This is a genomic window from Acinetobacter guillouiae CIP 63.46, assembly GCF_000368145.1.
Taxonomy (GTDB): Bacteria; Pseudomonadota; Gammaproteobacteria; order Pseudomonadales; family Moraxellaceae; genus Acinetobacter; species Acinetobacter guillouiae.
In genome coordinates this window covers 377,670-397,177 of the sequence record NZ_KB849283.1, presented here as the reverse complement: position 1 = coordinate 397,177, position 19,508 = coordinate 377,670, and the positions used below count along the sequence as shown (strand labels likewise).

At 38.6% G+C, this 19,508-nt stretch carries 17 protein-coding genes and 1 pseudogene; 11 read left to right on the top strand and 7 right to left on the bottom strand.

Going from position 1 to position 19,508, the window contains the following annotated elements:
• Window positions 1–31 precede the first annotated feature (31 nt).
• Window positions 32–907, top strand: a complete 876-nt coding sequence (locus F981_RS06885; RefSeq protein ID WP_004719911.1) for a LysR substrate-binding domain-containing protein — start codon at window positions 32–34, stop codon at window positions 905–907.
• 158 nt (window positions 908–1,065) lie between these two features.
• Here F981_RS06885 and F981_RS06880 read toward each other — a convergent pair.
• The 3 genes and pseudogenes from F981_RS06880 to F981_RS06870 form a co-directional block, all read right to left on the bottom strand.
• Window positions 1,066–2,148: pseudogene (locus F981_RS06880) on the bottom strand (YheT family hydrolase).
• Window positions 2,149–2,238: 90 nt separating this feature from the next.
• On the bottom strand, window positions 2,239–2,649 hold the full coding sequence (locus tag F981_RS06875) for a nuclear transport factor 2 family protein (RefSeq protein ID WP_004719906.1): 411 nt from the start codon (window positions 2,647–2,649) through the stop codon (window positions 2,239–2,241).
• Between the two features lie 140 nt (window positions 2,650–2,789).
• Entirely contained in the window at window positions 2,790–4,814 is a 2,025-nt protein-coding gene (locus F981_RS06870) for an NADPH-dependent 2,4-dienoyl-CoA reductase (RefSeq protein WP_004719904.1), read from the bottom strand.
• A gap of 168 nt (window positions 4,815–4,982) precedes the next feature.
• On the opposite strand from F981_RS06870, the gene F981_RS06865 reads away from it, so the two are divergent.
• Together F981_RS06865 and F981_RS06860 are read left to right on the top strand one after the other, a co-directional pair.
• Window positions 4,983–5,534, top strand: coding sequence for a PadR family transcriptional regulator (locus F981_RS06865; RefSeq protein ID WP_004719902.1), 552 nt, complete (start codon window positions 4,983–4,985; stop codon window positions 5,532–5,534).
• Window positions 5,535–5,542: 8 nt separating this feature from the next.
• Window positions 5,543–6,454: an alpha/beta fold hydrolase gene (locus tag F981_RS06860; RefSeq protein WP_004719901.1), complete on the top strand. Its 912-nt coding sequence runs from the start codon at window positions 5,543–5,545 to the stop codon at window positions 6,452–6,454.
• A gap of 71 nt (window positions 6,455–6,525) precedes the next feature.
• Here the strand turns inward: F981_RS06860 and F981_RS06855 are convergent, their stop codons facing one another.
• From F981_RS06855 to F981_RS06845, 3 genes are all read right to left on the bottom strand, one after another.
• Window positions 6,526–7,791, bottom strand: coding sequence for a DcaP family trimeric outer membrane transporter (locus tag F981_RS06855; RefSeq protein WP_016539674.1), 1,266 nt, complete (start codon window positions 7,789–7,791; stop codon window positions 6,526–6,528).
• 108 nt (window positions 7,792–7,899) lie between these two features.
• Entirely contained in the window at window positions 7,900–9,273 is a 1,374-nt protein-coding gene (locus F981_RS06850) for an MFS transporter (RefSeq protein WP_004719899.1), read from the bottom strand.
• Window positions 9,274–9,733: 460 nt separating this feature from the next.
• On the bottom strand, window positions 9,734–10,660 hold the full coding sequence (locus tag F981_RS06845; RefSeq protein WP_004719898.1) for a LysR family transcriptional regulator: 927 nt from the start codon (window positions 10,658–10,660) through the stop codon (window positions 9,734–9,736).
• Between the two features lie 282 nt (window positions 10,661–10,942).
• Here F981_RS06845 and catA point away from each other — a divergent pair, with 282 nt between their 5' ends.
• The 6 genes from catA (at window position 10,943) to benE (ending at window position 17,075) form a co-directional block, all read left to right on the top strand.
• Window positions 10,943–11,863, top strand: coding sequence for a catechol 1,2-dioxygenase (catA, locus tag F981_RS06840; protein WP_004719897.1), 921 nt, complete (start codon window positions 10,943–10,945; stop codon window positions 11,861–11,863).
• An 82-nt stretch (window positions 11,864–11,945) separates the two neighbouring features.
• Window positions 11,946–13,346, top strand: a complete 1,401-nt coding sequence (gene benA, locus F981_RS06835) for a benzoate 1,2-dioxygenase large subunit (protein ID WP_004719896.1) — start codon at window positions 11,946–11,948, stop codon at window positions 13,344–13,346.
• Window positions 13,343–13,852, top strand: a complete 510-nt coding sequence (gene benB / locus F981_RS06830) for a benzoate 1,2-dioxygenase small subunit (RefSeq protein WP_004719895.1) — start codon at window positions 13,343–13,345, stop codon at window positions 13,850–13,852. The genes benA and benB overlap by 4 nt, the downstream gene beginning before the upstream one ends.
• A gap of 106 nt (window positions 13,853–13,958) precedes the next feature.
• Window positions 13,959–14,975, top strand: coding sequence for a benzoate 1,2-dioxygenase electron transfer component BenC (gene benC / locus F981_RS06825; RefSeq protein WP_004719894.1), 1,017 nt, complete (start codon window positions 13,959–13,961; stop codon window positions 14,973–14,975).
• Between the two features lie 27 nt (window positions 14,976–15,002).
• On the top strand, window positions 15,003–15,788 hold the full coding sequence (benD, locus tag F981_RS06820) for a benzoate diol dehydrogenase BenD (protein ID WP_004719893.1): 786 nt from the start codon (window positions 15,003–15,005) through the stop codon (window positions 15,786–15,788).
• Between the two features lie 60 nt (window positions 15,789–15,848).
• Window positions 15,849–17,075, top strand: a complete 1,227-nt coding sequence (gene benE, locus F981_RS06815; protein WP_004719890.1) for a benzoate/H(+) symporter BenE — start codon at window positions 15,849–15,851, stop codon at window positions 17,073–17,075.
• Between the two features lie 136 nt (window positions 17,076–17,211).
• On the opposite strand, the gene F981_RS23870 is transcribed toward benE, so the two are convergent.
• Window positions 17,212–17,376 carry a hypothetical protein gene (locus F981_RS23870; protein WP_004719888.1) on the bottom strand — a complete coding sequence of 55 codons (165 nt, stop codon included), beginning with the start codon at window positions 17,374–17,376 and terminating at the stop codon, window positions 17,212–17,214.
• Between the two features lie 320 nt (window positions 17,377–17,696).
• Between F981_RS23870 and F981_RS06810 the strand changes: the two genes are divergently transcribed.
• The gene (locus tag F981_RS06810) at window positions 17,697–18,995 is read left to right on the top strand and encodes an MFS transporter (RefSeq protein WP_004719886.1); all 1,299 of its coding nucleotides are present in this window, start codon (window positions 17,697–17,699) and stop codon (window positions 18,993–18,995) included.
• Between the two features lie 109 nt (window positions 18,996–19,104).
• Window positions 19,105–19,440: a hypothetical protein gene (locus tag F981_RS06805; protein ID WP_004719884.1), complete on the top strand. Its 336-nt coding sequence runs from the start codon at window positions 19,105–19,107 to the stop codon at window positions 19,438–19,440.
• Window positions 19,441–19,508: the final 68 nt, after the last annotated feature.

Below are 19,508 nucleotides of genomic sequence, written 5' to 3'. Positions count from 1 at the left end.
GCTTGAGTTAAATATTTATTGGTGATTGAACATGACGCTTGAAATTCGGTGGATAGAGGATCTTCTTGCATTAGACCAAGAAAAATCCATTTCTAAAGCAGCAGCTATACGTCATGTCACTCAATCGGCTTTTACACGTAGAATACAAAATATTGAAGAGTCGTTAGGGTTTCAAATTTTAAAGCGTTATAGTAAAAACATTGATTTTACAGATGCTGGTCAAGTCTTGCTTTCAACAGCAAAAAATATTCAGAACCAAATGGATACAACAATAAAGTATTTAGAAAAAAATATTAAGGATAATGAACTCTCAATTAAATTTGCAGTATCACACTCACTCATCACACAGTTTTTTCCCAAATTTATTCAAAAACTATACTCAGACTATAATGATCTAAAGTTGGAAATTATTGCTGCAAATCTGCAACAAGGCATACATTTATTAAAAGAAGGTTCTTGTGATTTTCTCATTTGTTATTGTGATCAACTCACTTTACAACAATTGGATCTCACACTTTTTACTTATCATAAAATTGTAAATATGCAAATTGTGCCAGTTACAGCAAGCAAAAATGGATTACCTAAATACCAACTTAACCAATCCTTCCCCCTTTTAGCCTATAGTAAACAAGCTTATCTGAGAAAATGCGTAGATAAAATTATAGAAAGTAAACTCAATTACCGAACGTTATATGAAACAGATAATGCCAGTGACTTAAAAGCCTTGGCTTTACAAGGCTTAGGTGTAGCTTGGCTGCCTCGCTTACTGATTGAAGAAGAAATAAATGAAAATAAATTAAAAATACTTGATGGTTATAGTTTCTTTCAAGATATTTATATCGTTCGTAGCAATATTATTTACTCGCAAAAGATAAATTTTGTTTGGAATTATTTAGCGCTTAAATAGGTCTTTATTTTAAAAATTTATTTTTAATATTTACCTTGACCTAACAACTTAGGATCAATCCCCCCAGTTGAACAATTAAAACTGACAGATCTAATGATAATAGTTTGATCTGTCAGTTTTTTTTAACTTAAATAAATATTTATTGATAGTGCGTATCATCATGAATACTGTCTTAAAAAATCAGCCATTAAACGCGAAGCCCAAGATTTGGTATTAAGACCTTCATAAAAACCACAATGACTGCCCTTTTTGGTTGTCACCACCACAACATTATCCATATTTTGAATGGTTTCTTTAAACGGTTCTAAATTCTTGATTGAACATACAGGATCATCTTCTGAGTTTAGAATCATTAATGGAATTTTAACATTTTCAAATACATAAATTGGATTGGTGGCTTTTGAATAGCTTTCATAATCTGAAAATCCAGCCATTTCAAAATATTCAGTCTGAAACTCTTGTAGGGTTTTCGTTTGTAAAACATTTTGTACAGAATGTAATGGTGTCCAGATTTGTTCATAAGGCTTAATAAATGCCTTAAACAATTTTTTGGTCATGACTTTGGTGTAGAAAGGATGGACATTTTGAAATCCAAGCTCAGTATCATAACCAGGGCACATGGCAAAAGCCGCTTTAAAAGGTGTATCTAGGCCTTGTTCGCCAAGATAACGCACAAGTAGGCCTGTACCAGCGGAAGAACCAACTGCATAAAGATCAGATTGTGGAAACGTGTTTTGAATCGAAGCCAATTGCTCTTTTAAGTCAGAGGTTGAACCAAAAATCGACATTAGTGGAACAGGCATAGGTAAGCCCGCATGCCCACGGCGTAGACATAATGCAATACGCCATCCTGTATATTCATGTAGATCTTTGACCAATTCACGCATACTGTCAGGTGTACCTGTAATCGTATGCATAATCACGATAGTTGGGGTTTCTTGTGGTAAATCGTAGCCATACCAAGCAATTGCCGTGACCCCACCATCTTGCATGGTCAGCTGATCAATTCGATCATAGTCCAGCTTAATGGATTTTTTCTTAATTAAATCAAAATATAACAGGTGAGCATGGGTATTGCTGAGCCATGGTGTAGGACGATATTTATCCTGTAGTTAAGGCAGTTTCTTGATAATCTCAGACATTTTTCCTTGCTGATTAAAATACAGCTTTGGTAATTCAGCACCTGTCACTTGATCCAATAAATCTTGGCTAATCTCAGTAAACTTATGTAATACAGACATTTTCCACCTCAACTCTTTTATCACTCATCATCATTTTAAAAATTAAGAAATTTTTCACGCTTAATTTTATTTATTGCAGTATATACACAATTAGGTTTTAGGTATAAAGCTGGCCATACGTTGCCCCATTTGAGCAGCCAATGCTTCTAAACCACTTTTTGGTCGAATCATCACTTCAAAATCAACAATTTGACCCTGTTCATTAAAACGAATCATATCAATCCCTTTTAATTTTTTTTCACCCACATTGGCAGAAAATTCTAAAACAACACTTTGCTCATCCTCTGTAAAAAATTCTCGATGATATGTAAAGTTTTCAAAAATTTGAATCACATTGCTTAAAATGAAAAAGACCACTTGCTTACCTTCATAGGGGTTATAAGCCACAGGTGAACGAAAGACCACATCGTCTGCCAATAATTCATTTAAAAGACTCATGTCTCGACTTTCCAGCATGTTGTGCCATTTTTGAATTGCAGGCTTGGTATTTGTATAGCTCATTTTTATATATCCCTTTGATTTGAAATACTTTGAATTTATGTCCATCATTTTTAAAGATCATTCATAAAATCCCTTCTCTCGCAGCATGCTTCGCACTACACATGGCTTAAAGAGAAGGAGTTCAAACAGCGTTAATCCTTTTAAATCACAGCTGCTAATTCAGCACCTTGGCGAATTGCACGCTTCGCATCTAACTCACCCGCTTCTTTCGCACCACCAATCAAATGTACAGATTTTCCATCAGCTTGGAGTTGATCAAACATTGCTGTATAGGGTTCTTGGCCTGCACAAATCACCACATTGTCGACATCTAAAATCATGGTTTTTTCGCCAACTGTAATATGTAAGCCCTGATCATCAATCTTGTCGTAACTTGCACCAGGAATCATATTGACATGGCGATGTTTTAAACCAGTACGATGAATCCAACCTGTTGTTTTACCTAAACCAGCGCCAACAGATTTGGCTTTACGTTGCAGTAAATAGATTTCACGAGGAGATTGTTCGATCTCAGGTTGTTTCAAGCCACCCACATGTTCATACGATGTATCAATTCCCCATTCATCATAGAATTTTTGTGGATTTAAGCTGCCACTCTCGCCTTCATGGGAAAGATATTCAGCAGTATCAAAACCAATACCGCCTGCACCAATAATTGCTACTTTTTTACCGACAGGTTTACGCTCACGTAAAACCTCGATATATGACAAAACTTTTGGATGATCGATACCTTCAATATTTAAATGACGAGGCGTTACACCTGTAGCCACCACAACATCATCAAAGTCACCTGTCGCTAATTCTTCATAGCTTGCAGTATGGTTAAGTACCAGTTTGATATTCGGTTGTAATTCAATTTTACGTTTAAAATAACGTAAAGTTTCATAGAACTCTTCTTTGCCAGGAATGGTTTTTGCAATATTAAACTGACCACCAATCTGATTAGATGCTTCAAAGATTGTAACTTTGTGTCCACGATCAGCTGCATATGTTGCAAAACTAAGTCCTGCTGGACCTGCTCCAATCACAGCAATATTTTTAGCTACTGGCGATTCTTTAAAAATAAGTTCAGTTTCATAACATGCACGTGGATTGACCAAACACGTTGCAATTTTCATTGAAAAAATATGATCTAAGCAAGCTTGGTTACAACCGATACAGGTATTGATCTCATCAGCACGACCTTGTTCAGCTTTCAATACAAAATGCGAATCTGCAAGCATTGGGCGCGCCATCGAAATAATATCAGCATCGCCTTGAGCCAAGACATGCTCAGCCATTTCAGGCGTATTGATACGGTTCGAGGTAATTAAAGGAACTTTGACGGAACCTTTTAATTTTTTAGTCACCCAAGTAAATGCGGCACGCGGTACTTTGGTGGCAATGGTTGGAATACGTGCTTCATGCCAACCAATTCCAGTATTGATAATGGTTGCACCGGCTTTTTCAATTTCTTTCGCAAGTTGAATCACTTCCTCAAGTGTAGAGCCGCCTTCAACCAAATCCAGCATAGATAAACGATAGATAATGATGAAGTTTTCGCCGACTTCCTGACGTGTTCTTCTGACAATTTCAATCGGGAAACGGATACGATTTTCATAGCTCCCACCCCATTCATCATCACGGTGATTGGTACGTGCAGCAATAAACTCATTAATCAGATAACCTTCTGATCCCATGATTTCCACACCATCATAACCTGCGATTTGTGACAATTTTGCACAGTTGGCAAAGTCTGCAATGGTTTGATGAACTTCTGCTGAAGTTAAAGCATGCGGTTTAGTTGGATTGATTGGCGCTTGTATCGCGGATGGTGCAACATTTTCAGGCTGATAAGAGTAACGACCTGTATGTAAAATTTGCAGTGCAATTTTACCGCCAGCATCATGCACAGCTTTGGTAATGACCTTATGTTTTTCTGCTTCTTCTAAATGATCCAGTTTTGAACCACCAAAGAATGTTACCCCATGATCATTGGGCGAGATACCACCCGTCACAATTAAGCCAACGCCACCTGCTGCACGTTCTGCATAAAATGCAGCCATACGTTCATATCCACCTTGAACTTCTTCTAGTCCAACATGCATTGAACCCATCAATACACGGTTTTTTAATGTGGTAAAGCCTAAATCTAAAGGCGCAAGTAAATGCGGATAATTAGACATGTGAACTCCCTTGGCGTGCTCTCGCTAGCTATCAATCTGTTAAATGACACTTCATATCTGTTTAATGCAACAAGTTGCATAGTGTGAGTATTTATAATCGAGATTTGATTTTTATGCAACATGTTGCATAATGACTTTATATTCATTTTGTTGATGTGATATTACACAATGTCATTAGCCCATGTTTTATTGACCAGTCTGATAGAGAAGCCAAGTACAGGTTTTGAATTGGCACGACGCTTTGACCGATCTATGGGATTCTTCTGGAATGCAACGCATCAACAAATCTACCGTGAACTTAACGGTATGCAAAAGAAAGGCTGGATTTCCACCCTTGAAGATCAGTCTGATCATGGCCGAAAAAAAACCTATCAAGTTGAGCAACTTGGACGGGTCGAACTGGCTGACTGGATGGTCAAACAAGGCCAACCTGCCCAGCTACGTGAAGAAATTATGGTTCGCTTACGAGCAGAAGCACAATTTGGTGGAAATACTGTTTTACCTGAACTTGAGCGTCATTTAGAATTACATCGTGAAAATTTAAAACTATACCGCCAGATTTTTTCCAAAGATTTTGAACAAATCGAGCAACTGGATCGAACTTTATATATTCACAAAATGATTTTACAATTGGGTATAGACTTAGAAATGGGCTGGATCAATTGGCTCGACCAAGTCATCCCACAGCTTAAAGCGTTTGAGAATAAAGAGAATTCATAGGAAACTGCATGCCACACTATACAATGCCAGATGGCGAAAAATTATTTGTTCGTGAAATTGGTCAGGGTGAACCTGTACTGGTTCTGTCTGGTTTAGGTATGCATAGTTGGCAATGGCTTCCCTTTTTACTGCCTAATATTAAACATTATAAATTTTATATCCCAGATTGGCGTGGCTTTGGTGGCTCTAGAACCTGTAAGATCCCTCAAGAAATCGATGCGATTACCAACCATTGGCGTGATCTTGAAAGCTTAATTGACCAGTTAAATTTAGATCATTTTATTCTTATGGGTTATTCCATGGGAGCAACCACTGCCATGCATGGGATGCAATATGGCAATTTGGCTGAAAAACTCAAAGCTTATCTACACATTGATCAAACCCCTAAAATTCCAACGGATGAAACATGGGAATTTGGTTTATTTGGGAAAAAATATTTTAAAATTAAAAGATTGCTAAAAGACTTCTCTGATTTTTTACATCAATATTCAAACTATCGTTTTGTTGATGAGTTACCGATTGAACCACGAACTGAACTGATTCAAATTTGGTTAAATTTTATTAAAATTCAAGGCAGTAATAAATTAAGCCCATTTATGTTTAATTTGGCGCTTAAACATCCACAATTACAAAAACATTTATTGCCTATTCGTCGAATGGATTATTTAACTTGGTATATAGATAATTATCTAAACCATGATGAAGATTATCGTCAGGCAATTTCACAATTGGAATGTCCAACTACATTCTTTATTGGGGAAAAGTCATCACTCTATCCTGCTGAAGGTCAAATGCAAATTTCTGACAGTTTGGCCAATGCGAAAAATATTATTTTTAAACGTTCAGGGCATACGCCGCTTATTACAGAACCCGTGAAATTTAGCCAAGCAATCCGTTTATTTTTAAAAGAATCCGCTTAATTGAATTTCAGAAGCCCTGTTTAACGCATATTAAACAGGGCTTCTTTGGTGATCATACTGCTACGGATAACTTAGAAATTATAGATCGCAACCGCATTAAAACGATTATCCTCACCTGTATCCTGTCCATTAGGCGCTGCAACAAAGGCTTTACGCTCACCATAAACATATTCCAGACCAAAACTTAACGGTTTTTTCGGGCTATAAAATACATTGGCCCAAGCTTGCCAAAGTGTTTTATTGGCTTTGGTCGGATCACTCAAATATCGAATATAATCCTGATTTTCATCTGCTTTCATATAGCCATATCCCAATGTGCCTCGCCATTGTGAGTTAAACTGTTGCGTCAGCCCCACAGTGATTGAGTCAAATTGATTCAGCGCCATAATATTTTTATTGGCATCTATAGCAAAGCCTTGGTTCGTCCATGACACTAAACTGGAATCACCTTTAACATGATAATAATCAGCTTTAAGTGTGGTTTTTGCAGAAATGTCGTATTTTGCTCCAAGTCCAATACCCCAAGCGAGTTCATTATCAGCAACAGTCCTCTTTTCACTAACCATGCCTCGCAAACTCAATGCACCCGCCCGATCAGCAAATGATTGATTTAGTCGAGTTGATAAAACCGGGATCCGCATATTCGATAAGGCATCTTTGGAATCTTCCAAAGCCGTTACCAGCTGTGTTTCTGCATTAAATTTATGGGTATAACGAATTTGTGCATCTCGTTTAACAGCGCCCCCCACATAACCTAAAGCATCAATTGTTTCTGGCATATAATCGGGAATTGCAAAGTTAGACCATGTTTGACCAATCAACCACTGACCATAATTAAAATAGGCATGGCGAATTCTAAGTCCATCATTCGCACCCAAGAAATCAACTTCTATTTTTCCTGAAATATCTTTGTCAGCAGTTTTAAAATCTAAACCTAAACGAGTCGCAGCAAGTGTTGATTTTAATTGATCACTACTTTCATTATGGCCTTTAAGCGGTACGCTATTGATCTGATTATACAGTCGATCGGCACTTCCACCTTCCGACTGATACAATAGATCCGCACGGATATTCCCATATAGTGTTACTTCTGCACCTGCTTTTGTTCGTGCAAAGCTTTGATCTTTTGCCTGCGATACAACCTGTGCCGCTTTAACATTATTTTCCAATGCCACAATTTGCTTATTTTGCATGTGTTGCTGTTGTTCAATCATTTCACGTAATTGTTTAACTTCATTACGTAACTGTTCAACTTCTGTCATCGAATCTGCATGCGCCATATTTAGGCTAAGTAATCCCATTGACACCAAAATGATGTTGTAGTTAAATTTTTTCATTGTAGAAAGCATCCTATTCTCTACGACTGATTATTTTGAACCAGCCTTAATCCTCATGATTCAGGCTGAAATACCAAGTCAGTTTGTGCGTGAGTTTGGTTTACGAGCTTAGTTAATTGTATTTCCAACAATATTTTTCTGAGCTGTTGGGGCTTCGGCCGTTTGAGTTTTTTCCACTGAAGCATTTAAATTCACAAAGAATATCGCCAGTGCTGCAATAAATCCTGGGACAGCAATAACAAGAAAATTCATTTGGTGAGGTAACTCTAGGGTCAACAATGCACCTGTTAAGACTGGTCCAACAATGGCACCAATTCGTCCAATGCCTGATGCCCACCCCATACCTGTAGAACGTACTGTTGCTGGATAAAATTGTGCAACAAAGGTATAGAGTAAAATTTGTGAACCAATGGTTGCTGCACCAGCAATTGCAATCAAGGTATAGAGAATGAATTGTGGGCTTTTAAAACCAAGGAAAATGAGCGCAATCGCACCAACCGTAAACATTATGGTCAATACGGGTTTAATATGAAATTTATCCGCCAAAGCACCACCACCAATTGCACCAACCATGCCACCAATATTTAATGCAAATAAGAAGATCATACTTGCACCCAGTGAATAGCCTGCTTGGATCATTAATTTAGGCAACCAACTTCCGAGTGCATAAACCATCAATAAACACATAAAGAAAGCAATCCAGAACATTACTGTGCTTGATCGACGGCCTTGCTGAAACAATGCACGTAACGGTGCTTCATCACCAGCGGTGACTTCATTTAATTCAAATTGAGTCGAGGAATGGATCTGTTGCTGCGGTGCAATTTTCTGTACCACTTCTCGCACTTGATCGGTCTTGCCTTGGTGAGTTAGAAACATCAATGATTCAGGTAAAAACTTCCAAATAAGGGGTAAAGCTAAGAATGGGATAATCGCGATATAAAACATGATTTTCCAACCATAATCGACCACCAGCCAAGCACCCAGCAAGGCAGATGTCATACCACCAATGGCATAGCCACTAAACATAACAGCGACCAGTGTGCTACGTATACGTTTAGGCGCATACTCAGTCATTAAAGCCACCACGTTCGGCATCACACCACCAATACCAAGTCCTGCTAAAAATCTGAGAATTCCAAATTCAACAGGTGTTGATGCAAATGCACCGAGAAAAGTAAATCCACTAAAAATAGCCACACAAATCATGATGGTTTTTTTACGGCCCAACTTATCAGACAGTGTTCCAAAACTCATTGCACCAAACATCATGCCAAAAAGTGCTGTACTGGCCAGCAAGCCTGCTTGTACAGCAGTTAAGCCCCACTCTTGCATCAATAAAGGTAAAGCTACGCCATAAATAACCAGATCATATCCATCAAAAATAATAATTAATAAACACCACAATAGAACCCCCCAATGAAAAGGGGTGAATTTTGCTTCATCCACGATGCGATTAATATTTAGTTTGCTCGTTTGCACTTTTGCCTCCTGCGGTGAAACGCTACGAAATTTTTTCAAACAATGAGGCAGCTGTTATTTTTTGTCCAAAACCGATTGCATATATATCCATACCTTAAAAGTCGGTTTAATATTTTTTGATGAATAAACAAGGGATTAAAAAGAATTATTAAAGAAATCGAGCTTTATATTTTTAATGATTTATTTTTTATTTTAATGATTATCTCGATATTTTTAGAGTTTTAGAATAAATCAATCGACTTGTTCTGATTTTTCAATATGTTACTTTTCACACAAAACAACATCTATAAATAACTTTTCATTCAATGATTGAACTGAATGGATTTCTATCCTAAGTCCCTTTTTAAATCATAAATCGATATAAAAGTACCCTCTTCCTAGCCTTCTCCCAAAGGGAGAAGGAACTTTCAATGCTAATTTATTAACAATATATGCGCATTTTTTGATTGATGACAGCGGTTTAATAGATGGTCGTAAAGCTCGCACGATCATATTGAAAGCCTTCTAAACCATAAACCTGATAAATACAATCAAATAAAGACCGAATATTTTCACTTTCATCCATACAACGTATTGCCATAAAGATTGGGCTTTTTGCAGAGCTATCTAACAATGGGATATAGATTAAATTCGGCAATTGAATGGTCTTTGCACTCTCGGGCACAATACATACCCCTTCACCTGCAGCAACCAATCCCAAAGCCAGTTGAATTTCTCGAACTTCTTTTAGATTCTTAGGATCTAGACCATGCTCGGAAAACAGATGACGTACTTGAGTGGAAAAATTGGGCTTAGGGTGACTTGGGTAAAGGAATAAGTTCTCATCTTCAATATCGGCAAAATAAGTGCCTTTAGAATCTGTAGCGAGATGATGACTGATATGGACAGCCAACATTAATGGCTCCTCTCGTAACAAAACTCGCCTAATGGCAGGATCAGAAATTCTTAAACGTCCAAATCCAACATCAATACGCCCTTCTTTAAGCGCCTGAATTTGATCTTTGGTACTCATTTCAATCAGCTCAATTTTTAAATGCGGCTGTTGTTGACGGAACATATAAACGATTTTGGGTAATAAACCATACAATAAAGAACCCACAAACCCCATTGTTACGGTTTTTTCGATCAAGCCAATTCGCTTGGTCATGGACTTTACTTCTTCGGCATTAGACAAAAGTTTAACAGCATGTTGATAAAAAAATTGCCCCGCTTCTGTGGTTTTTAACGGACGGCTTCCACGTTCAAAAAGCGCGATACCCAATTCACCTTCAAGGTTTTGAATCTGTCTGCTCAGTGGAGGCTGAGCAATATAAAGCTTTTCTGCTGCTTTGGTAAAACTTTGTTCTTCTACAACAGCAACAAAATAGCGCAAATGCCTGAGTTCCATCTCAAACTCCATACCTTTAAGATATAAAAAAATGCAAATTTGATCTTAGACAGCGATCATCCATTCTTTTAAGGTATATCAAAAGCAAGATGTAAAGCAAGACTGTAAAACTTTTGATATTCACAGCCAGCCAAAGAATCTCATTCTGTTAGCCCAATGAATCACTTTTATCAGTTCAAGCTTTAAATCTCGCACATGAAGAACATGGAAAGTGGGTAGCAAAGTTTCAAACGATTTTTTTCGTATGCAATGCCAAACCACGCATACTGCAGGAGATCTAGTATGAACCGTCAAGAAATCGATACTTTGGTCAAACAAATGAATGTAGACACTGCAACAGGTGCAGTCGATACACGTGTACAACAAGTAGTGGTACGTTTATTAGCTGACTTGTTTCAAGCCATTGAAGATTTAGACATTTCACAAAGTGAATTATGGAAAGGCCTAGAATATTTTACTGATGCAGGTCAAGCCAATGAACTTGGTCTTTTAGCAGCGGGTTTAGGTTTGGAACATTATTTGGATTTACGTGCTGATGAAGCAGATGCAAAAGCAGGTATCACAGGTGGCACACCACGCACCATTGAAGGCCCATTATATGTCGCTGGTGCGCCTGAGTCCGTCGGCTTTTCTCGCATGGACGATGGTTCAGAGAGCGATAAAATCGACACCCTATTTATTGAAGGTACAGTAACAGACACAGATGGCAATCTTATCCCAAATGCTAAAGTTGAAATTTGGCATGCCAACAGTTTAGGTAATTACTCTTTCTTTGATAAATCACAGTCAGATTTTAATCTACGCCGTAGCATATTGACTGATAGCAATGGTCAGTACGTTGCACAAACAACTATGCCTGTTGGCTATGGCTGTCCACCACAAGGGACGACTCAGTTTGTACTGAACAAATTAGGCCGCCATGGTAACCGCCCATCTCATGTGCATTATTTCGTATCTGCACCCGGCTATCGCAAATTAACCACACAATTCAACATCGAAGGTGATCAATACCTTTGGGATGATTTTGCTTTTGCAACACGTGATGGCTTAGTGGCAACAGCTATTGATATCAGTGATGAAGCTGAAATTGCCCGTCGTGGTCTCAACAAACCATTTAAACGGATTTCATTCAATGTAGCACTGGTAAAAGAACAATCTAAAGCACCATCTACAGAAGTAGATCGTCGTCGCGCAAGCGCTTAAACCCACACGCACGGAACCGAAATGTTTGCACAATTGCAGCACTTCGGGGACTTCCTCTCATTTGGAAAGTCGGAGAACCCATATGCCACGTATTCCTGTTATAAATACCAGCCATCTTGATCGAATTGACGAACTTTTAGTCGATAATTTTGAAACGGGTGAATTTAAACTTCATCGTTCTGTTTTCACAGATCAAGCCCTTTTTGACCTAGAAATGAAATACATCTTTGAAGGCAACTGGGTTTACTTGGCACATGAAAGCCAAATTCCAAATAACAACGATTATTACACCACCACTATGGGGCGTCAGCCCATTATGATTGCGCGTAATCGCAATGGTGAATTAAATGCCATGATCAATGCGTGTTCACACCGTGGCGCACAGCTTTGCCGCCATAAGCGTGGTAATAAAGCGACTTATACATGCCCATTCCATGGATGGACATTTAATAACTCTGGGAAACTACTCAAAGTTAAAGATCCAAGCGATGCTGGTTATTCAGACTGCTTCAATAAAGAAGGTTCACACGATCTGAAAAAAGTAGCTCGTTTTGAAAGCTATAAAGGTTTCTTATTTGGCAGTTTAAATCCAGATGTACCAAGTTTAGAAGAATTTTTAGGTGAAACAACCAAAATCATTGACATGATTGTTGATCAATCTGAGCAAGGCTTAGAAGTTTTACGTGGTGCTTCAACCTATACCTATGAAGGTAACTGGAAACTGACTGCTGAAAATGGTGCAGATGGTTATCATGTTTCAGCTGTACATTGGAACTATGCAGCGACCACACAGCAACGTAAAGAAAAACAGCAAGAAAATGACAATGTACGTGCAATGAGTGCAGGTGCTTGGGGCAAACAAGGTGGCGGCTCATACGGTTTTGAGCATGGACATATGCTGTTATGGACTCAATGGGCAAACCCTGAAGATCGTCCTAATTATCCAAAAGCTGATGAGTACACTGAAAAATTCGGTGCGCCAATGTCGAAATGGATGATCGAACGTTCACGTAACTTATGCCTTTATCCAAATGTCTATTTCATGGATCAATTTGGTTCACAAATTCGTGTATTGCGTCCAATTTCAGTCAATAAAACTGAAGTGACGATTTACTGTATTGCACCTGTAGGTGAAAGTCCTGAAGCGCGTACACGACGTATTCGCCAATATGAAGATTTCTTTAATGCTTCGGGCATGGCAACCCCTGATGACCTTGAAGAATTCCGTGCCTGTCAAGCGGGTTATGCTGGTATTGAGCTTGAATGGAATGACATGTGCCGTGGGTCTAAACACTGGATTCAAGGACCTGATGATGCGGCCAATGAAATTGGCTTAAAACCTAAACTGAGTGGTATTAAAACAGAAGATGAAGGCTTATATCTTGCCCAACATCAATACTGGTTAGAAATGATGAAACATGCCATTCAATCTGAAAAAAATCTTGCTCAACAAGAAACATCTCAGCAAGGAGCAACAGCATGAATGCAACTGCAAACATCGATCAAGTTTCTTTAGAAAATATTGCGCAATTTCTCTACCGCGAAGCACGTTTTTTAGATGATGAACAATGGGATCAATGGCTCGCCTGCTACTCACCCTCGGCATGTTTTTGGATGCCTGCTTGGGATGATGATGATCGTTTGACCGAAGATCCTCAGTCTGAAATTTCTTTGATTTATTACCCTGACCGTCAAGGTTTGGAAGACCGTGTTTTTCGGATTAAAACTGAACGTTCTTCGGCAACCATGCCTGATACACGCACTTGCCACAATATTAGCAATATTGAAATTATCGAAAGAGATGGTGACAAAGTCACAGTCCGCTTTAACTGGAATACACTGAGCTTTCGTTACAAAAACAGTTATAGCTACTTTGGTATGTCTCGTTATGTCATCGACTTTTCTGCTGCACAACCACAAATTCTGAATAAATATGTGGTGCTAAAAAATGACTACATCAATCAAGTCATCGATATTTACCACCTCTAATTTTTTATCTCGAATTGTGTAAAAAATATGAGGTGTTTGCTTTAGCCAAATGGAAAGTTGGCTAAAGCACTCAAAAGTTTTAAAGATTTTTATAGGATTTTCAGCCATGTCAAACCACAATGTTGCTCTTCAATTTGAAGATGGCGTAACGCGTTTTATCTCAGTTACACAAGGTGAAACTTTATCTGATGCAGCATATCGCCAGAAAATCAATATTCCTTTAGATTGCCGTGATGGTGCTTGCGGTACATGTCGTGCTTTTTGTGAATCTGGTTCATTTGACATGCCTGAAGAAAGTTATATTGAAGATGCTTTAACACCAGAAGAGGCTGAACAAGGCTATATCTTGGCCTGCCAATGTAGACCTTCTTCTGACGCAGTATTCCAGATTCAAGCTTCATCTGAAGTATGCAAAACCGAAATTCATGCATTTCAAGGCACATTATCTCGTGTGGAAAAGCTCTCTGATTCCACCATCACTTTCGATATTCAATTAGATGAAGGTCAGCCCGATATTCATTTTCTTGCAGGTCAGTATGTCAATGTGGCAATTCCACAAACCACTGAAACGCGGTCTTATTCATTCAGTTCAAAACCCGGAAATCGCTTAACAGGCTTTGTGGTACGTAATGTTCCAAATGGAAAGATGAGTGACTTTTTAAGTGCAAATGCCAAAGCGGGCGACAAAATGACCTTTACTGGTCCATTTGGAAGTTTTTACCTTCGTAATGTAGTTCGCCCTGTCGTTATGTTGGCAGGCGGTACAGGTATTGCACCATTTATGTCGATGTTACAAGTGCTTGAAGACAAAGGCTCACAACACCCTGTGCGCTTAGTATTTGGAGTAACCAATGATTTTGACCTTGTAGCACTTGAAAAGCTCAATGAACTACAAAATAAACTGCCATGGTTTGAATACCGTACAGTCGTTGCACATGCTGAATCAACACATGAACGCAAAGGTTATGTGACAGGTCATATTGACAATGACTGGCTAAATGGCGGTGACGTCGATGTTTATTTATGTGGTCCTGTTCCTATGGTTGAAGCTGTTCGAGGCTGGTTGGATACTGAAGGGATTAAACCTGCAAACTTCTTATTTGAGAAATTCTCTGCAAACTAAAATCGTACTGTTCAGGAGCTGAGAAGAATGTCAGATCGCCAAAGATTTAAAAACAAAGTTGTCATTGTTACTGGTGCCGCACAAGGTATTGGTCGTGGTGTCGCCCTACAAGTGGCAGCGGAAGGTGCGCATGTGGTTATGGCTGACCGTTCAGAATATGTCGAAGACGTGCTTGTTGAAATTAACAAAAATGGCGGTGATGCAATCACCGTCAATGCAGATCTGGAAACTTTAGCGGGTGCTCAAGCTGTCGTTGCTAAAGCTATTGAACGCTATAAGCGTGTTGATATTTTGATTAACAATGTCGGCGGTGCAATTTGGATGAAACCGTTTCAAACGTTTTCTGAAGAAGAAATCATCAAAGAAGTGCATCGCTCACTATTTCCAAGCTTATGGTGTTGTCGAGCAGTCCTGCCCGAAATGATCAAAAATCAGAAAGGTACCATTGTTAATGTATCTTCTATTGCAACATGTGGGATTCATCGAGTGCCCTATTCAGCCTCAAAAGGTGGTGTAAATGGTCTAACCACAGCACTTGCATTTGAACATGCCAAAGATGGTATTCGGGTTAATGCTGTTGCGACTGGCGGTACAGAAGCACCTCCACGTAAAGTCCCTCGTAATACTATGGCATTGACCGAAAATGAAAAACAATGGATGCAAGATGTGGTAGATCAAACCATTGATCGCACTTTTATGGGCCGTTATGGTTCGATTCAGGAACAAGTCAATGCAATATTATTTCTTGCGTCTGATGAATCCTCTTATATGACAGGTACTATTGTTCCTGTAGGTGGTGGTGATCAGGGTTAAAACTGGTCTCTTTTTTATGTAGCAGGATCATTGAAATTCAATGCATGGAGGCTTTGCCCAATGGCATCCCTGTTCAAAATGTTAAAACAAGATTGGTCTTTGTCAGCGACAGTTGCAGGATTTTTAGCTGTACTGATTTCTTATGCAGGGCCAATGATCATTTTTTTTCAGGCCGCTCAACAAGCCAATGTTTCCTCAACCATGATGGCATCATGGATCTGGGGGAGCTCTATTGGCGCGGCAATCACTGGAATCATTTTATCCATTAAGTTTAAAACGCCGATTATTACCGCATGGTCAGCACCGGGAACGGCGCTCTTGGTGGCTTTATTTCCGCATATTTCTCTGAATGAAGTTGTTGCAGCCTATATTACTTCTGCAATCATTATTTTTATCATTGGGATTACTGGTTCTTTTGATAAACTTTTAAAATGGATACCACAAGGGCTGGCAGCAGGAATGATGGCTGGAATTCTGTTCCAGTTTGGTTTAGGTCTGTTTAAAGCTACTGACACAATGCCCTATGTGGTTTTTGGTATGCTGTTCTGCTTTTTACTGGCAAAACGCTTTTCACCTCGCTATGCCATAATTTGGGTATTATTTTCAGGTATTGCGCTCAGTTTTATCTTTGGAAAAATCAATCCAGTACCAATGGATTTTTCATTGGCAGTTCCTGTTCTGATCCGTCCAGAATGGACCTGGTCTTCTACATTGAACCTTGCAATTCCACTTACAATTGTCAGTTTAACGGGTCAGTTCTTGCCGGGTATGGCAATTCTCAAACTGAATCATTACGACACACCTGCTAAACCGATTTTAAGCATAGCCAGTATCACCTCTATTGCTGTGGCTTTTACTGGTGGAATCACGATTGTGTTAGCAGCGATTACTGCTGCACTTTGCACGGGTAAAGATTCGCATGAATTGAAAGAAAAACGCTATATCGCAGGTATTGCCAATGGCATCTTCTATATTTTAGGAGGATTATTTGCAGGCAGTTTGGTGATGCTATTTAGCATACTTCCCAAAGAACTAATTGCAGCACTTGCTGGATTGGCCTTACTCGGAGCAATTACCACCAATCTTGGTATTGCAATGAAAGATGAAACACAACGAGATGCTGCCATCATTACCTTTCTTGCCACTGTATCGGGTATGCATTTTTTAGGATTTAGTTCGGTTTTCTGGGGAATTTGTATTGGCATGATCGCACACTTGACTTTAACTCGACAACAATCAAAGGCTGTCATTCCAACCCCAGTACAAGACTCGCCGCAAAGTCAATAAACCAATATATTCACTTAATAATCAGTATAAAATCCCACGCAGTTCGATGGGATTTTTATGTAATAAGACGTTCTGGAATATAACCAAGTTTCACTTTATGAAAGCGTCATTTCTGGCAGTTAAATCTTAAAATATTTCACTGTTGCTTATTGGTGATCTCTAAATACCAAATCGTTTCACCCCAATCACTATTTTCAATTTTTGGAAAAATTTCTCCTTGTTCAAAATAACGAGATTGAGATTTTTTTGCTGGGCCTTCCCGAGCGTATAATTTTTTACCTTTTGGAACAGTGTATTCCAAATATTCTCCATTACTATTCCAACTTGCCCATACAGCAAATCTATCTAAAACCCAGTTTGATAATTAATTATTTTTTTCATTTTTACAATATACAATTAACCAATAAATTCTCATATTACGCAAATTAATACAAGAACATTCGTGCATTAATTTATAGATATAGCTGTATTAAGCTGTGTATTTTTTGTACCAACACCGTATTTGTATAATCTTTTAATCTTAAAATCAAAATGCAAAATCCAAACAGTTTGAAATGCAAAAAATTTGATTTTTCACATTTTCAAGACATAAAAATCGCAGCAGCATAATAAGGATATTTTATGACTGAAACACATATATATCAGCCACATGAAAAACGTAATCGTGTCATGGCTATCGTTGGGGCTGCTTCTGGTAACTTGGTGGAATGGTTTGATTTCTATATTTATGCAGCATTCGCAACCTATTTCACCCACGCATTAACTGCTCCAGATATGGATGACTCCACAAAAGCGATTTATGTATGGGGCGTCTTTGCTGCTAGTTTTTTCATGCGCCCCATAGGCAGTTGGCTCTTTGGCTGGATTGGCGATACCTATGGACGTAAAAAATCCATGATCATTTCTATCACCTTAATGGCAATCAGTTCATTTTTATTTGCAGCACTCCCAACTTATGATCAAGTCGGTATGGCAGCACCATTTCTATTATTGGCTGTACGACTGTTGCAAGGACTTTCAGTAGGTGGTGAGTATGGTACTGTTGCAACCTATATGAGTGAAGTTGCTTTAAAAGGTCAACGCGGTTTTTATTCCTCTTTTCAGTACGTGACACTGTCGGGTGGACAACTTTTAGCAAGCCTTTTAGGCGTGATTATGTTGGCCCTTATGTCTAAAGAACAATTAATGGACGGTGGCTGGCGTATTCCATTTGTTATTGGTGGTGTCGTTGCCATTCTTTCATTCTTTGCGCGTCGACATTTAAAAGAAACCTTATCTGAAGATGATAGTGCAAAAGAGGGTTCAGGCAGTTTAAAAGAATTACTCAGCAAGAACTGGAATACTTTCCTACTGGTTGTTGGTTATACCTCTGCGGGTTCATTGTGTTTTTATATCATCACAGTATATTCAAAAACCTATATCACCAGCCTTGGTTTTGCCGACAAAACGGTCGGCTATATGATGACCATTGCCCTATTTGTATTTATGTGTGCACAACCTTTGTTCGGGATGCTGGCAGATCAAATCGGTCGTCGTGCTTCAATGATGCTCTTTAGTAGCAGCTGTGCCATTTTTATCTATCCTGTCATGGTCATTGCGATGCCGTATTTTAGTGGTTCAGCTTTTATCGTGACGTTATTACTGATCTTCTTAATGATGTTACTCAGTTTCTATACTTCAATTAGTGGTTTAGTTAAAGCAGAAATGTTCCCGCCACATATTCGAGCCTTGGGAGTCGGTTTTGCCTATGCAGTCGGTAATGCAATCTTTGGTGGTTCTGCTCCTGCCGTTGCATTAAAGCTAAAAGATATTGGTCATGAGAATAGCTTCTTTGTTTACGTGATTGTCATGCTAATTATTTGTCTTTTCTGTAGCATGCAACTCCCTAAACAGCCGAAATATTTACACCATGATCATTAAGCTCAATATTTTAAGGTCTGTTTTTACAGACCTTTTCTTTTAATACATGCCTTTTGTTGTAAAATATCCGCGTATATACAATAAAGTCTTATTAAATCTTGAGGAAAAGATGAAAAAAATATTGTTTGTTCTTACCTGTATTTCATTCAGTCATTTTGCCTATGCTAAAACACAAAACTATATACTGACCAATGGCGGTGGTGTTGATGACAATGGTTTGCTGTTAAAAAATACCCAAGGTAAAACCATTTACGCATATTGCAATCAAAAGTGCGGGCAATGGTTTGACCATGATGAAGAAACAGGCGGTCAAATTTTAAAAAAGGAATATATTGAAAAAAAGGTCCAAGCAGATATTCAATTTGAAAAAAATGCAGATCGAGTTGCTGGTCCTAGTGCAGATGAATCTTTTTACTTCATTAAACAAATCAAATTTATTGAATAATTTAAAAATAAATCATGACATTAGAATCCGCTCACCCTTCTAAATGTCATGCGCTTTATGCCCTTATT

Coding starts and splice junctions, on each gene's coding strand:
- F981_RS06885 (WP_004719911.1), top strand. CDS start 32: ATGACGCTTGAAATTCGGTGGATAGAGGATCTTCTTGCATTAGACCAA.
- F981_RS06875 (WP_004719906.1), bottom strand. CDS start 2,649: ATGAGCTATACAAATACCAAGCCTGCAATTCAAAAATGGCACAACATG.
- F981_RS06870 (WP_004719904.1), bottom strand. CDS start 4,814: ATGTCTAATTATCCGCATTTACTTGCGCCTTTAGATTTAGGCTTTACC.
- F981_RS06865 (WP_004719902.1), top strand. CDS start 4,983: ATGTCATTAGCCCATGTTTTATTGACCAGTCTGATAGAGAAGCCAAGT.
- F981_RS06860 (WP_004719901.1), top strand. CDS start 5,543: ATGCCACACTATACAATGCCAGATGGCGAAAAATTATTTGTTCGTGAA.
- F981_RS06855 (WP_016539674.1), bottom strand. CDS start 7,791: ATGAAAAAATTTAACTACAACATCATTTTGGTGTCAATGGGATTACTT.
- F981_RS06845 (WP_004719898.1), bottom strand. CDS start 10,660: ATGGAACTCAGGCATTTGCGCTATTTTGTTGCTGTTGTAGAAGAACAA.
- catA (WP_004719897.1), top strand. CDS start 10,943: ATGAACCGTCAAGAAATCGATACTTTGGTCAAACAAATGAATGTAGAC.
- benA (WP_004719896.1), top strand. CDS start 11,946: ATGCCACGTATTCCTGTTATAAATACCAGCCATCTTGATCGAATTGAC.
- benB (WP_004719895.1), top strand. CDS start 13,343: ATGAATGCAACTGCAAACATCGATCAAGTTTCTTTAGAAAATATTGCG.
- benC (WP_004719894.1), top strand. CDS start 13,959: ATGTCAAACCACAATGTTGCTCTTCAATTTGAAGATGGCGTAACGCGT.
- benD (WP_004719893.1), top strand. CDS start 15,003: ATGTCAGATCGCCAAAGATTTAAAAACAAAGTTGTCATTGTTACTGGT.
- benE (WP_004719890.1), top strand. CDS start 15,849: ATGGCATCCCTGTTCAAAATGTTAAAACAAGATTGGTCTTTGTCAGCG.
- F981_RS06810 (WP_004719886.1), top strand. CDS start 17,697: ATGACTGAAACACATATATATCAGCCACATGAAAAACGTAATCGTGTC.
- F981_RS06805 (WP_004719884.1), top strand. CDS start 19,105: ATGAAAAAAATATTGTTTGTTCTTACCTGTATTTCATTCAGTCATTTT.